The organism is Xanthobacter sp. BG11Y11_SDJG (genome assembly GCF_057364445.1).
Map to the genome: position 1 here is coordinate 1 of NZ_JBNFNU010000074.1, position 14,300 is coordinate 14,300.

The following is a 14,300-nucleotide window of genomic DNA, read 5'->3' on the forward strand; positions in this document are numbered from 1 at the left end:
CTCCGGCGAGTGCCATCCGCCGGCGGCAAGGCCCGTACCCGCGGGCGGCTCCGGGCGCCGGAGCTGCGGCGCGCCCGTGATCAGTCCCGTGGCGATTCCCGGCCCGAAGATGCCGAGCCCGAGGAGCGCGAGCGCGGCCAGCACCGCGGCTAGCGCCTGGCTGATGGTGGGCTGGGCATCGCCGTAGGAGGTGGTGAACTGGGAGAAGAGCCCCGAGCCGATGCCGATGATGACAGCGAGCACCATCACCTTCACGCCCGACGCCACGATGTTGCCGAGCACCTTCTCGGCGAGGAACGCGGTCTTGCCGAAGAAAGCGAAGGGGATGAGCACAAAGCCGGCGAGCGTCGTCAGCTTGAACTCGATGAGGGTGACGAAGAGCTGCACCGCCAGGATGAAGAAGGCGATCAGGATCAGCAGCCAGGAGACCAGCAGCACGGCGATCTGCACGGCATTGACGAAGATCGCCACCGGCCCGGCGAGCTGGCTTGCGGCGTCGAGCAGCGGCTGGGCGGCGGTGAGCCCCACTTCCGCAAGTCGCCCCGGCCGCAGGAATTCCGCCGTGCTGATGGCGGAGCCGCCGGCCTTGAGGCCGAGCCCGGCGAAGCTCTCGAACACGATCTTCGAGAGCGAGTTGAAGTTGCCGATGATCCAGGCGAAGAAGCCGATGGCGAGGGTTTTGCGCACCAGCCGGCGCATCACGTCCTCGTCGGCGCCCCAGGCCCAGAACAGGCCGGCGAGCGTGATGTCGAGTGCGATCAGGATGGAGGAGAGGCCCGTCACCTCGCCCTTGATCAGGCCGAAGCCGGAATCGATGTAGCTGGTGAAGGTGTTGAGGAAGGTGTCGATGACGCCCACGTCGTTCATGGCGTTGCTCCTTCCACGGGCTTGCCGAAGAAGCGGCGGCGGTTCGCCTCCCAGAGCGCGGCGCAGCGCGGATCGATGGGATTGGCCATCTCCAGCGTGGCGCAGCTCTTGAGGTCGGCCGAGGAGACGTTCCCTGCCTTCACGCTGCTGATAGTGACAGTCGGCTCGTGAGGCCTGCCTGAGGCGATGGCGAGGGCTGCGATCACCGCGCCCACAAGGCCGGCGACGACGAGGGTCCTGAGTGCAGTGCCCTGATCCATGGCCGCCCCTCAATTGCCGCGGAACATGGTGACGGCGGAGGACTGGTAGCTCGACCGGGTGGAGAAGCGCCGGTAGTGCTCCTGCCCCTCAGACACCGCCGTGGCACGCTCAGCTTCGGACAGCGCCTGCGCCCGGCCATTGGCGACCACCACCGCGGTGAGATCGGAGAGCTGCTGCGCCTGGAGCGCCTGGAGCTGGTTCCCTGCCTGCATGGCCTGCAACGCGCCGGTCGCCGCCTGGCTCTGGCCGACCAGTGTTGAGGCCTGGGTCCGGCCAATGTCGAGATTGCCGACGACGCCCGCCTGCACCCGCAGCGCATCCTGAAGACCGGCGACCGTGGTCTCCCAGCGGGTCTTAGCCTGGGTGACAAGAGCAGCGTCCGAGGTGCTCAGGGAAACCGAGCCGTACTGACCTTGGAACGCCCGGTCGATGGCGCCGACGTCATAAGCGATCTTCTGCGCCTGCCCGAGCAACTGCTGGGTCTGCTGGGCGGATTGCTGGAGCGCGCTGAGGGAGGAATACGGCAGGCTTGCGAGGTTGCGGGCCTGGTTGATCAGCATCTGTGCTTCATTCTGAAGCGAGGTGATCTGGTTGGTGACCTGCTGCAAGGCCCGCGCCGCCTGGAGGACGTTCTGGGCATAGTTGGAGGGGTCAAAGACCACGGCCTGTGCCGCGGCCGGCGCGAGAGGGCACATGAGGAGCGGCGCAGCGACGAGCGCCGCCCGCAGCATCAGGCGGATCATGAGCGTGTCTCCAGAAGGTCGAGGGTGGGGATGAGGTCGGCGGCCCAGCCGAGGCCCCGATGCCGTAGCCAGGCGGCGAGGAAACCATCGCGCCCATGCTCGGCGAGGATCAGCGAGAGCGCAGCCTGATCGGTCTTGGACCCGGCGGCGCACAAGGCGAGCGCCACCTGCGACAGGCCGAGCTCGAACAGGCGGCTGCCGCGTCGGGACTGGCAGTAATAGTCCCGCTTCGGGGTGGCCCGTGCGAGGATCTCGATCTGCCGGTCGTTGAGGCCGAAGCGCCGGTAGATGGCGGTGATCTGGGGCTCGACGGCCCGCTCGTTGGGGAGCAGCAGCCGCGTCTGGCAGCTCTCGATGATGGCCGGGGCGATGGCCGAGCCGTCGATGTCGGAGAGGGACTGCGTGGCGAAGACGACGCTGGCGTTCTTCTTCCGCAGCGTCTTAAGCCACTCGCGGAGCTGGCCGGCAAAGCCCTGGTCATCAAGGGCGAGCCATCCCTCATCGATGATGATGAGGGTCGGAGACCCGTTGAGCCGGTCCTCGATGCGGTGGAACAGATAGGACAGCACGGCCGGTGCCGCGGTGGTGCCGATCAGCCCTTCGGTCTCGAAGGCCTGGACGAAGGCCTGCCCCAGGTGCTCCGCCTCGGCATCGAGCAGCCGGCCATGGGCGCCACCGATACAATAGGGGCGTAGCGCCTGTTTGAGATCGTTGGACTGGAGCAGGACGGCGAGGCCGGTGAGGGTCCGTTCCTCGACGGGAGCGGAGGCAAGGGAGGTGAGGGTCGACCAGATGTGCTCCTTCACCTCCGGGGCGATGGAAACGCCCTCGCGGGAGAGGATCGCCGTGATCCAGTCGGCGGCCCATGAGCGTTCGGCGAGATCATCCACACGGGAAAGAGGCTGGAGCGCGACGCTGTCCTCGCTCCCATCGGACAGGCTCCCGCCGAGGTCGTGCCAGTCGCCGCCCATGGCGAGGGCGGCCGCCCGGATGCTGCCGCCGAAGTCGAAAGCGAACACCTGGGATCCAGCGTAGCGCCGGAACTGCAATGCCATCAGCGCCAGCAGCACCGACTTGCCGGCGCCCGTCGGCCCGATCACGAGGGTGTGGCCCACATCGCCAACGTGGAGGGAAAAACGGAACGGGGTCGCCCCCTCGGTCTTGCCGTAGAACAACGGCGGCCCGCCGAAATGCGCGTCCTGTGCCTCGCCCGCCCACACCGCCGACAGCGGGATCATATGGGCGAGGTTGAGGGTGGAAATGGGCGGTTGGCGGACATTGGCGTAGACGTGCCCCGGCAAGCTGCCGAGCCAGGCATCCACGGCATTGATCGTCTCGACCATGGCCGTGAAGTCCCGGCCCTGGATTGCCTTCTCCACCAGCCGGAGCTTCTCGTCAGCGATGCGGGGATCGGCGTCCCAGACGGTCACCGTCGCGGTAAGATAGGCGATGCCGGCATGGTCGGCGCCGAGCTCCTGCAAAGCGAGGTCGGCATCCACCGCCTTGTTGGCGGCATCTGAATCCACCAGTACCGAGGCCTCGTTGGTCATCACCTCCTTCAGGATGGCGGCGATGGACTTGCGCTTGGCGAACCACTGCCGGCGGATCCTGGTGAGGAGCCGGGTGGCGTCGGTTTTGTCGAGGAGAATGGCGCGGGTGGACCAGCGATAGGGAAAGGCGAGCCGGTTGAGGTCGTCGAGGATCCCCGGCGTCGTCGCCGTCGGGAAGCCGACGATGGTGAGGACGCGTAGATGCTCGGACCCCAGCATCGGCTCGAGCCCGCCGGTGAGCGGCTGGTCTGCCAGCAGGGCGTCGAGATACATGGGCGTCTCGGGAACGCGGACCCGCTGGCGCTTGGTCGAGACGCAACCGTGCAGATATGTGAGGGTCTCGGCATCGTCGAGCCAGCGGCACTCGGGCATGAAGGCCTCGACGAGCCGCAGGACTCGGTCCGTGCGGTCGACGAAGGCGCCGAGCGCCTCATAGGGATCGACGCCACCACGCGCGCGGCCTTCATAGAGCCAGCTCTCCGCCCGTGCAGCGTCCTCCGCCGGCGGCAGCCAGGTGAAGGTGAGGAAATAGCTGGATTCGAAATGGCTGCCGGCTTCCGCGAAGTCGGCCTTGCGCTCGGCTTCGACCAGCGCGGAGGCGGGATCGGGAAAGACACTCGCCGGATAGGCACCCGCCGGGTGTCGCTGGGCCTCCACAAAGAGTGCCCAGCCGGAGCCGAGGCGGCGAAAGGCGCTGTTGAGGCGACCCGCCGCCGCCACCAGTTCGGCCGGCACCGCGGAATCAAGGTCCGGCCCACGGAAGCGTGCCGTCCGCTGGACGCTGCCATCCTTGTTGAGGACGACGCCAGAGCCGACCAGTGCCGCCCAGGGCAGGTAGTCGGCGAGCCGGCTGGCGTGACGCCGGTATTCCGCGAGGTTCATCATGATGCGCCCCTCAGACCGACAGATGACCGGGGATGCGCAGATGGCGGCGCACCACATCGACGAAGAGCGGATCGCGCTTGGCGGCCCAGACGGCGGCGAGATGGCCCACGGCCCCGACCGCGAGCCCCACAAGCCAGAGCCTCAGCCCCAGCCCGACAGCACCGGCGAGGGTACCGTTGAAGATGGCGATTGCCCGCGCGCGCCGCCGAGCAGGATCGGCTCGCTCAAGGCCCGATGGACCGGGACGGAGAAGCCCGGCACCCCGCCAATATCGCCCGGCATCAGACCAGCGCTCCGCCGCTGAAGGAGAAGAAGGAGAGGAAGAAGCTCGAAGCGGCGAAGGCGATGGAGAGGCCGAATACGATCTGGATCAGCCGCCGGAATCCGCCAGAGGTGTCGCCGAAGGCGAGCGCGAGGCCGGTGGAGATAATGACGATCACCGCGATGATCTTGGCGACTGGCCCCTGGATCGAATCCAGGATCGACTGCAGCGGCGTTTCCCACGGCATGGAGGAGCCGGAGGCGTGGGCCGCGGAGACAACACACACGCAGGCGGTGGCACCGGCCACGGCCTGCAGCAATCGGCGGTAGAATGGAGGGAGCGTGAAAGTCACAGGGAGGTTCCTTCTTCGGATGGAGCGGTGATGGGGATGACGCGGTAGTCGCCGTCGGGCCCGAGACCTTCGACGTGAGAGAGCTCGGAAAGGCGGGGCGCGGAGCCGCGGCCCGACAGCACGGCGATGAGGTCGATGGTCTCGGCGATCAGGGCCCGAGGTACGGTGACGACGGCTTCCTGGATGAGTTGCTCGAGACGCCTCAAGGCCCCGATGGCGCTGCCGGCGTGGATGGTGCCGATGCCCCCAGGGTGGCCTGTGCCCCAGGCCTTCAGGAGGTCAAGGGCTTCGGCACCTCGACCTCGCCGATGGGGATGCGGTCGGGGCGCAGGCGCAGCGATGAGCGGACGAGATCGGAGAGCGAGGCGACGCCGTCCTTGGTGCGCATCGCTACAAGGTTGGGGGCTGCGCATTGGAGTTCTCGTGTGTCCTCGATGAGGACGACGCGTTCGGAGGTCTTGGTCACCTCGGCGAGCAGCGCGTTGGTGAGCGTGGTCTTGCCGGTGGAGGTGCCGCCGGCGACCAGGATGTTGGCGCGGGAGGCGACGCCATGGCGCAGGGCTTCGGCCTGCGGCGCAGACATGATGCCGGCGGCGACATAGTCGTCGAGCGTGAAGACGGCGGCGGCCGGTTTGCGGATGGCGAAGGTCGGGGAGGCCACGACGGGCGGGAGCAGGCCTTCGAACCGCTCTCCCGTTCCCGGCAGTTCGGCTGACACCCGCGGGGCGCCGGCATGGACCTCGGCGCCGATATGGTGCGCAACGAGGCGGACGATGCGTTCGCCATCGGCGGCGGCTAATCGCTCGCCTGTATCGCGAAGCCCCTCGGACAGCCGGTCGACCCACAGGCGCCCGTCCGGATTGAGCATGACCTCGACGACGGCCGGGTCTTCAAGAAGGCGGGTGATCATCGGGCCAAGCGCGGTGCGCAACATGCGTTCGCCGCGTGTCAGGCCTTCCGAACTGTGAGGTGAAGTCGCCATCTCATCCCCGCCCATGCCGGGGATGATTAAAAGAGCCGGAAATTGGGAGGTTTCAACAAGCCAATGCGGCCGTCGCGGTCTGGCGTGCAGATACTTAAGAACGGCGGGATGCTGCTATTGTACCTGAGGACCGAAGACTCGGAGCAGAGGACATCGCAGACGACGAGAGCGCAGCATGCTGCTGTTGGAGCCTAATCGGCATTCACGTGGAGCGGTTCAAAATGCCCCCCGCCAGTTTCTAGCCGGGGGTCGGAATTGACCTGTCGCACATGTCCGCTCGCAGGGATTCTGGTAAGTCATCCGGGTTGCTAAATGCTGCCCATTGTCTCCAATAGCCGGAACGCTTCGCGTAACATTGCAGGGAGCCTGGCTCGCGCATTCTCCAAGTTTATAGCAACCAATTCGCCTGGGCGAGGCGTGGACGTGAAGGTTGGCTGGCATCTAACGTATGATTATTGCACTTATAAATCATGAACTTGAATGAGATGGTCCCGTGCGATGGGGAAGATCGAACCGAAGAGAACGCTTAGAAATGTCGTCGATCTGGACTCGATGCAAACGATCTCGAGTGATCAGCTCTTGAGCCTGCATCCGGACGACTATCAGGTCATCCGGAGATCGGCGACCCGGGCACGTTTGGATCGAAAGTCCCGATATGTGTGCGGGCAATGCGGATATGCGGTCTATGCGCCGAGGGAAGGGCGTACCGGCCAGCCATACTGGAAGCATCATCCCGGCGCCCCTGAGGATTGTCCGTGGTGGACTGGCACCCCATTGGGAGTGGACGAAGTCAGTCGCAGGCAGTTTCAGGGTGCGCAGGAGAGCCCGCTCCACGTCGCGATAAAAACCGTTGTCGGAGAACTGCTGCGTCTGGATATCCGCACCGCGCCCGACAGCGTGGTCATCGATGAATATTTAATCATGAAGGACGGGAAACGTCGTCCCGACATTCGAGCCATTTATGGCGGTGTACCACTTGTCGTGGAGGTGCAACTCGCGGCCACCCAGATTCCAATCATCGTTCAGCGCGAAGATTTCTACGATGAACTAGCCTATCGGCTATTGTGGCTGACGTGGAATTTCCAGCCTCCGTTGACTGAGGGGCGCCTTCTAAGTTCGTTCGAGGATATTTTCTACTCGCACAATAAGACTCTGTTTTCGATGGATGACGAGACCGTCAGTTTGTCGCGACAGATAGGCGAGGTAATCCTTCGAGTGTTTTGGAAAGGCGGCGACGGATGGCTTTCCAGGCTCGTCAAGCTGTCGGAGCTAAACTGGCTATCTAGCGGCCGGGCATTCGCGGTCGCGCCAGTGCCACACTGGAACGAGGATTTTCTCGTGAGATGGCGCGCGGCGACCGGCGGGCATGGAACCCAATGGCCCGAGCGCGGGGTGCTTCTTGCCGAACTCGCCGCCCAACTGACGTCCCCGGATATAGATAGCCGTGAGCTTAAGGACACTGACGATCTGATCAACTGCCTTCTTTCGTTGCTGGACGGCCGGCCAGTGGGATCTCAGCAGAAGAACATCGTCGAGTTGCTGAACACGTTCCTCGGTGTCGAGCCCCGGTATCGTTTCGCCCGCGTTGTCCGGCGGTTCGCCGAGCTTTGCGGACGACAAGAGGCACTCAGCACTAGGAGTGTCCAGACCAAACTTAGAACGGCGTTGGCAGCCCCTCAGGACGATCCGGCAAGTCTCACCGGCCGTATCGTGCTGAGGCTGTTCCCGACATTTTGCGCGACGCGCCATCGACGCGGACAACGCGTCGGCGTCTTGAACACAGCATGAATGGGAGAGCATATTGCCGGGACCATCAGAGAAGACGATCCGACGACTGTTCGCAATGTCGGGAAACATGTGCACATTTCCGGGATGCTCATCCCGAATATTCGAAGCGACGGGAACAGTGACCGGCGAGGTCTGCCATATTCGGGCTCAAAGCTCAGGTGGCCCTCGGTTTGATAGCACGCAGACAGAGGACGCACGGCACGCCTTCGCGAATTTGATCCTGCTATGCCGCCGGCACCATAAGATCATTGACGCGGAGCCCGGACTCTATTCGGTCGACACTTTGGAGGAGATCAAGACGATCCAGGAAGAACATCTCGGCCGCCCCAAGCAGGAAACGGATGGTTTCTTTGCCAAGGTTCTGCTTAATGCGATGTCGCGTATTGAGACCAGAAACAATACGGGCAATGTGGTCATCGGTAGCCTTGGCGCAATCGTGGCCGGAACCCTGAATTTCAAGGGTTCGGGAAAAGCTCCTAGGTTCCAGACCGCGGCCGGGACAATCGGTGCCGATCAGGAAGCAAGCCGATATGTCCAATATCTGATCAGGCAATACAATCAATTCGCCTCGGCCGACACCTCGCGGGCGACGAAATTCAACCATGCCGTGATTTCGAAGAATATCGAGTCCAGGTTCCGCTCCTCCTGGCGGGACACGGCGATGGAGAGGTTCGCCGAGGTCTGCGTGTATCTCCAGGAGCGGATCAGGAAGACTCGAGTCGCCAAGTCAAACTCGGTGAAAGGGCACCGATCATTCTCAACATTCGAAGATTACACACGAGAGACCAAGCGCGCGCCATAGGAGGGCTTTCCAAGCTTGGCTCTGACCTGAGCCCCAGAACCTCCTCCAGATTTGGGTAGAGTCCGTCGATCACGGAGACGGACGATGCGAGCCTCACGGTTCACAGAGGAACAGATCATCGGGATGCTGAAGGAGCAGGAGGCGGGCGCGAAGACCGCTGACGTCTGCCGCAAGCACGGCATCTCCTCGGCGACCTTTTACAAGTTCAAGGCCAAGTACGGCGGCATGGACGTGTCCGATGCCCGGCGGCTGAAGGCGCTTGAGGAGGAGAATACGCGGCTGAAGAAGCTGCTGGCCGAGCAAATGCTCGACAACGCGATCCTGAGGGATGTCAGCTCAAAAAATGGTGACGCCCGATGCGAGGCGCAAAGCCGTGGCTCATGCCTGTGCGGCGCACGGGGTGAGCCAGCGTCGGGCGTGCCAGGCGCTGGGCGTCGATCGCACCAGCGTGCGCTACCGAAGTGTGCGTCCCGACGATGCACCCCTGAGGGAGGCCATGCGGGCCGTGGCCGGCGAACGCCGCCGCTTCGGCTATAGGCGCATCCACATCATGCTGAGGCGCCAGGGCATCGTCATGAACCAGAAGAAGCTGCGCCGGCTGTATCGGGAAGAGAAGCTTCAGGTTCGCCGGCGTGGGGGACGCAAGCGAGCGCTCGGCACGAGGCGTCCCATCCTGGTGCCGGATCGGGTCAACGTCCGCTGGAGCCTCGATTTCGTGTCGGATGCCTTCACGGACGGTCGGCGCTTCCGGGTGCTGGCCGTCGTCGACGACTTCAGCCGGGAGTGTCTGGCGCTGGTGGCCGACACCTCGCTCTCGGGCCTTCGGGTGACGCGCGAGCTCGACGCGCTGCTCGCCATTCGAGGCAGGCCTGCAACCATCGTTTCCGACAACGGCACGGAGCTGACTTCGATGGCAATTCTCAAATGGTGCCAGCAGACCGGCGTCGAATGGCACTACATCGCTCCCGGCAAGCCCATGCAGAACGGCTTCGTCGAGAGCTTCAACGGCCGCTTCCGGGACGAATGCCTGAACGAGACCCTGTTCTCGAGCCTGGCGCAGGCCCGTGCCGCCATCGCCGCATGGAAGGAGGACTACAATATGAACAGGCCCCATTCCGCCCTCGGCCATCGATCCCCTGCCGAGTTCGCCGCAACAATCGCACTGGAAATCCAGGCCGCCTGAGGCCAAAAATGAAACCTAGGACTCTCTCCTAAGCCGGAGGAGAAAAGGGGCTCAGGTCAGCTCCTGTAACATAATACCGTATGGCTTTGGCGGATTCCGCGTAGTGGCGGGATAGCAAAGGGGCAGGAATATGTAGAACCATGCGGCCAGCTTCTGGCGCACTGTGCTCATAGTCGCGGTGTGGGAGCGGCCTTGTCCTCCGTGACCTCTTGAATGAGCTTCGGTCCCTTCGCGAGCCGCCGTCCCAGTGCCGCGACAAACGCTTCATACCGCTCCCCCGCTTTTGCCCTGGCTGCCTGGGCCGCGGGTTCGGGCAGGGCCGGCGTCGTGGTGAGCCAGAAACGGATGAACACGGCCAACGTCTCGACCGAGATGCCGACGTCGCGCTCCATCCGCGTCATCCGTCTGTCCAGTAGATCCAGGCGCTTGGCGATCGCGGCCTCGCGTCGTTCGGTGGCGTCCGGGGACAGGAACGACGCGATGGCAGCCTCGGCGACCAGCGACTGAGGCTGGTCCCGGCGCGCAGCGTAATCTGCGAGCAACGCCATGGTGTCCGGATCGAGATAGACAGTGATCTGCGCCTTCTTCTTGCGTGGGGCCATCGCCGTCACAGCTCCATGCCGTCGCGGGGGTCGAGCGAGACCTGACGTGCCACCCCCTGCATGACGCGCGTCATGCGGCTGTTTCGGGCGACGTCGTCCTCACCCTCGTCCGCGAGATCGATCTCGAACTCGTTTCGGGGTTGCGCAGGGGTCTCGACCGGCGCCACCCGCGCCAGCTCCGGCTGGCGCCGACGCTCTGACCCGGTGGTGTCATCATCGTCAGTCCCCTCAACCATGAGGCTCAGTTGCGAGGGCACCGGCAGCGGCAGGATCGTCCAGTCGTCGGCCCTCCGCTCCCTTGGTTCCGAAAACTCCGGCGGCGGGAGGATCCGCTCCTTGAACCGCTCATCCTCATAGTACCGCGCCTTCTTTGCCCGGATCGGGGGCGTGCCTGCGACCATGACGATCTCGTCGGAGGGCGGAAGCTGCATCACCTCGCCCGGCGTGAGGAGCGGGCGTGCCGTCTCCGAGCGCGACACCATGAGGTGACCGAGCCAGGGCGACAGCCGGTGGCCGGCATAGTTCTTCATGGCCTTCATCTCGGTGGCGGTGCCGAGAGCGTCGGAGACGCGCTTGGCGGTGCGCTCGTCATTGGTGGCAAAGCTCACCCGCACATGGCAGTTGTCGAGGATGGAGTTGTTCGGGCCATAGGCCTTCTCGATCTGGTTCAGCGACTGAGCGATCAGGAAGCTCTTGAGCTCGTAGCCCGCCATGAACGCGAGGGCGCTCTCGAAGAAGTCGAGCCGCCCCAGCGCCGGAAACTCGTCCAGCATCAGGAGGAGCCTGTGGCGACCGGCTTTGGCCTGAAGGTCCTCGGTGAGGCGGCGCCCGACCTGGTTGAGGATCAGGCGAATGAGCGGCTTGGTGCGGTTGATGTCCGAGGGCGGCACGACGAGATAAAGGGTGGTCGGCTGCCGGCGTGCTACGAGGTCGGTGATGCGCCAGTCGCAGCGCCGGGTCACCTCGGCGACCACGGGATCGCGGTAGAGCCCGAGGAAGGACATGGCGGTGGAGAGCACGCCGGAGCGCTCATTCTCGGACTTGTTGAGAAGCTCCCGTGCCGCGCTGGCGATCACCGGATGGGGACCCGCCTCGCCGAGGTGCGGCGTCGTCATCATGGCGGCGAGCGTCGCCTCGATGGGGCGCCTGGGGTCGGAGAGGAAGACGGCGACGCCGGCGAGGGTCTTGTCGCGCTCGGCATAGAGCACATGGAGAATGGCGCCGACGAGCAGAGCGTGGCTGGTCTTTTCCCAGTGGTTGCGCTTTTCCAGTGAGCCCTCGGGGTCCACCAGGATATCGGCGATGTTCTGGACGTCGCGGACCTCCCACTCCCCGCGACGAACCTCCAGCAGCGGATTGTAAGCGGCCGATTTCACATTGGTGGGGTCGAACAGCAACACGCGCCCGTGCCGTGCCCGGAAGCCGGCGGTGAGCTGCCAGTTCTCGCCCTTGATGTCGTGGACGATGGCAGAGCCTGGCCAGGTGAGGAGCGATGGGACGACGAGGCCCACGCCCTTGCCCGACCGGGTGGGCGCGAAGCACAGGACGTGCTCGGGCCCGTCATGGCGCAGATAGTCCCCTCCATGGCGGCCGAGCACTACCCCGTCGGATCCGAGAAGACCGGCTGAACGGATCTCGTCCGGCTCGGCCCAGCGGGCGGAACCGTAGGTCTCGACCCGCTTCGCCTCCCGGGCCCGCCAGACCGACAGGCCGATGGCGATCGCAATGGACAGGAACCCGCCCGAGGCCGCGATGAAGGCGCCTTCTGTGAAAATCTCCGGCGCATAGGCATCGTAGAAATACCACCACCAGAAGAAGGCCGGCGGGTGATAGACGGGCCAGTACCCCAGCACGAACCAGGGTGAGCCGAGTTGGTCCTGGAAGCCCAGCCGCCAGGCGACATATTCCGTCGCCCCCCAGGTGGTGGCGAGCACGATGGAGAAGACTGCGAGGATCTGGCCCCAGAGGATCTTGGTCGCGGACATCCGGCGGTCCTTTTGCGCTTGAGGTCAGAGGCCGAGGCCGCGCTTGCGGCCGAAGGACCAGTCGATGCCACCATCGGACCGGGCGACACCGGAGACGTGCTTGCCGAGCTGCTTCTCGAGCGAGGGCGTCCAGGGCACGAGCTGGAAGCCGAGGCCGTCGTCGATCATGGCGAAGCGGCCTGAGGCCAGGGCGAAGCGCTGGCGATAGGTGCCGGTGACGTACTCACCAGTCCCGGCACGTTTGAAAGGCTGCCCGTTCCCGGCGGCGAGCCGCTCGCCCAGTGCGCTTATCTCCTGCCGGCGCAACGTCTCGATGAGGTCGCGAGCGAAGACGATGTGTTGGCCCTGACGCTGGGCGAGGCCTTCGGCGACCAGATGTACGGCACGGCGGTCCATGGCATCCCGCACATCGCCGCCGAAGCCGTTGTCGGAGAGGGAGGCGGGCTCGCGGGCGAGCGCCTGCCGGTCGAGCCAGGTCGCGCCCGCCGCCGTGACCTGTCGCTCGATGTCGAGGTCCGAGCGGACCGCGAGCGCGGCCCGTTGTTGGCCGTGGGCATCCTCGAACCTCCTCAGCTCGACGATGGAGCCGGGAGCGCCATCGCCTGCCGCATCGAGGTCGGGCAGCCTGATGTGGTGGGTGCGCCCGTCGACGCCGTCGACCACGGCATAGGCCGTGCCCTTCAGCTCGTCGTCGAGGCCGCGGTCGACCAGGCGGCCGATGATGGGTGCATCGAGGTGCTCACCAGAAAGCACATAGCTTGCGGTACCGCGCTCGATGCCCTGCGAGGTCAGAGCCCGGTGCATACGCTTGATGATGTCGCCGCGCTCGCCCAGCGCGCGGAGCGTGGCCTCGGCCTTCTCGTCGATCACCCACTGGCCGGGGCCGACCTGATCGGCGAGTCCGATGGTTTCGAGCTTGCGCAGTCGTCCGACCTTCAGGGCATGGAACGCGTCCGGCTGGCGATCGGCATGGGGCGCGACGTCGATCACGCCGGTCTCGTGCTGGTCCCGGACCAGTTGACGGTCGAGCTGCGTCCACCTCTCCGCCTCCACTTGCCGCTCGATGGCGCGGCGGATGTCGAGGTCGGTGTGCGGCCCCAGCTCCTGGGTGACCAGATCCTGTGCGCGGGCGCGCATGCCCTCCTTGATGTAATCGCGGGAGATGACGAGGTCCTGGCCGTCGTCGGTCTGGCCACGCACCAGGATGTGCAGGTGGGGGTTGTCCGTGTTCCAGTGGTCGACGCCGACCCAATCCAGCTTCGTGCCGAGGTCCGTCTCCATCTGGCCCACGAGGTCGCGGGCGAAGGACCTCAGGTCGGCCATATCCGCCGCGTCCTCGGGCGACACGATCAAGCGGAAATGGTGCCGGTCGTCAGCGCATCGCTCCGCAAAGGCGCGGCCATCTTCCTCCTCGGCGCCCGGCCCGAACAGGCGGGCCTTCTCCCCGTCCTGGGTCGCGCCCTCCCGGCGCAGGTAGGAGAGATGCGCGATCAGCGGTGTGGCGCGGGCGGTGTGGCGCACCACGCGGGTCTTGATGACGACGACGCGCGAGCGACCCGTGAGCAGGCGGTTGGCCTGGATGCTCGCCGTCCGCCCGCGGCCGAAGTGCGAGCGGGTGCCGGAGGTGAGGCGGCCGGATCGGGAGACGTGGCCACCGGCCTTCTGGGCCGCGGCGAGGGCCTGGGCGATGAAGGGACGGGCCCTCTGGGCACGGGACGAGCGGATGCGGCCGGGCCGGACGCGGAATTCCCGGTCATCGGTCATGACGCGCCCCTGCAAGGTGGGGGAAGGCCAACAGGATCAGTGACTTGAGTACTCGATGCACATTGTCGAGCAGCAGCGCAATGTGCGTTTGGCTCAAAATTCCCAAGCAAAAACAACCGCCCGACCTCAGCGCACCTTGCGCCCTTTTATCTCGCCCTCCTAATCGGTCGTATTTCCACTGCTCTTGCGGACATCGTCGTTCATCCTTCCCGATGCGAGAATATACTATGCTGTTCGCCACGGCACGCCTCCGCTCGCGGGCTTCGAGTTCCGA

12 protein-coding genes and 2 pseudogenes are annotated in these 14,300 nt (G+C 65.2%); 3 read left to right on the plus strand and 11 right to left on the minus strand.

What is annotated here, in order from left to right:
• The 7 genes and pseudogenes from trbL to trbB all read right to left on the minus strand — a co-directional run.
• On the minus strand, positions 1 to 867 hold an 867-nt coding region (gene trbL / locus AC2W7M_RS08975), incomplete at its 3' end, for a P-type conjugative transfer protein TrbL (RefSeq protein ID WP_486131785.1).
• Positions 864 to 1,127: a putative entry exclusion protein TrbK-alt gene (gene trbK-alt / locus AC2W7M_RS08980; protein WP_012115966.1), complete on the minus strand. Its 264-nt coding sequence runs from the start codon at positions 1,125 to 1,127 to the stop codon at positions 864 to 866. The genes trbK-alt and trbL, both read right to left, overlap by 4 nt.
• Positions 1,128 to 1,136: 9 nt before the next feature.
• On the minus strand, positions 1,137 to 1,871 hold the full coding sequence (gene trbJ / locus AC2W7M_RS08985) for a P-type conjugative transfer protein TrbJ (RefSeq protein ID WP_149577672.1): 735 nt from the start codon (positions 1,869 to 1,871) through the stop codon (positions 1,137 to 1,139).
• Positions 1,868 to 4,306, minus strand: a complete 2,439-nt coding sequence (gene trbE / locus AC2W7M_RS08990; RefSeq protein WP_012115968.1) for a conjugal transfer protein TrbE — start codon at positions 4,304 to 4,306, stop codon at positions 1,868 to 1,870. The genes trbJ and trbE overlap by 4 nt, the downstream gene beginning before the upstream one ends.
• Positions 4,307 to 4,316: 10 nt before the next feature.
• Positions 4,317 to 4,588: pseudogene (locus AC2W7M_RS08995) on the minus strand (VirB3 family type IV secretion system protein).
• Positions 4,588 to 4,887, minus strand: coding sequence for a TrbC/VirB2 family type IV secretion system protein (locus AC2W7M_RS09000; RefSeq protein WP_041577517.1), 300 nt, complete (start codon positions 4,885 to 4,887; stop codon positions 4,588 to 4,590). The pseudogene AC2W7M_RS08995 and the gene AC2W7M_RS09000 overlap by 1 nt, the downstream one beginning before the upstream one ends.
• 29 nt (positions 4,888 to 4,916) lie before the next feature.
• Positions 4,917 to 5,902, minus strand: a pseudogene (gene trbB / locus AC2W7M_RS09005) (P-type conjugative transfer ATPase TrbB).
• A gap of 498 nt (positions 5,903 to 6,400) precedes the next feature.
• Here trbB and AC2W7M_RS09010 point away from each other — a divergent pair.
• The 3 genes from AC2W7M_RS09010 (at position 6,401) to AC2W7M_RS09020 (ending at position 9,675) form a co-directional block, all read left to right on the plus strand.
• A complete protein-coding gene (locus AC2W7M_RS09010; RefSeq protein WP_486131788.1) occupies positions 6,401 to 7,690 on the plus strand; it encodes a DUF6035 family protein in 1,290 nt (429 codons plus the stop codon).
• Between the two features lie 118 nt (positions 7,691 to 7,808).
• Positions 7,809 to 8,492 carry an HNH endonuclease signature motif containing protein gene (locus tag AC2W7M_RS09015; protein WP_232847564.1) on the plus strand — a complete coding sequence of 228 codons (684 nt, stop codon included), beginning with the start codon at positions 7,809 to 7,811 and terminating at the stop codon, positions 8,490 to 8,492.
• Positions 8,493 to 8,576: 84 nt separating this feature from the next.
• Positions 8,577 to 9,675 (plus strand): IS3 family transposase gene (locus AC2W7M_RS09020; RefSeq protein WP_281807565.1). Its coding sequence is split into 2 segments (ribosomal slippage): positions 8,577 to 8,827 and positions 8,826 to 9,675, totalling 1,101 coding nucleotides; the frame shifts between segments, so codons are not numbered across the junction.
• A 167-nt stretch (positions 9,676 to 9,842) separates the two neighbouring features.
• Here the strand turns inward: AC2W7M_RS09020 and AC2W7M_RS09025 are convergent.
• The 4 genes from AC2W7M_RS09025 to AC2W7M_RS09040 all read right to left on the minus strand — a co-directional run.
• Positions 9,843 to 10,277 (minus strand): CopG family transcriptional regulator, encoded by a 435-nt coding sequence (locus tag AC2W7M_RS09025; RefSeq protein ID WP_149578520.1) that lies wholly within the window; start codon positions 10,275 to 10,277, stop codon positions 9,843 to 9,845.
• Between the two features lie 5 nt (positions 10,278 to 10,282).
• On the minus strand, positions 10,283 to 12,262 hold the full coding sequence (locus AC2W7M_RS09030; protein ID WP_149578521.1) for a conjugal transfer protein TraG: 1,980 nt from the start codon (positions 12,260 to 12,262) through the stop codon (positions 10,283 to 10,285).
• Positions 12,263 to 12,286: 24 nt separating this feature from the next.
• Positions 12,287 to 14,026 (minus strand): relaxase/mobilization nuclease domain-containing protein, encoded by a 1,740-nt coding sequence (locus AC2W7M_RS09035; protein ID WP_149578522.1) that lies wholly within the window; start codon positions 14,024 to 14,026, stop codon positions 12,287 to 12,289.
• On the minus strand, positions 14,016 to 14,300 hold a 285-nt coding region (locus AC2W7M_RS09040), incomplete at its 5' end, for a hypothetical protein (protein WP_486131791.1). The genes AC2W7M_RS09040 and AC2W7M_RS09035, both read right to left, overlap by 11 nt.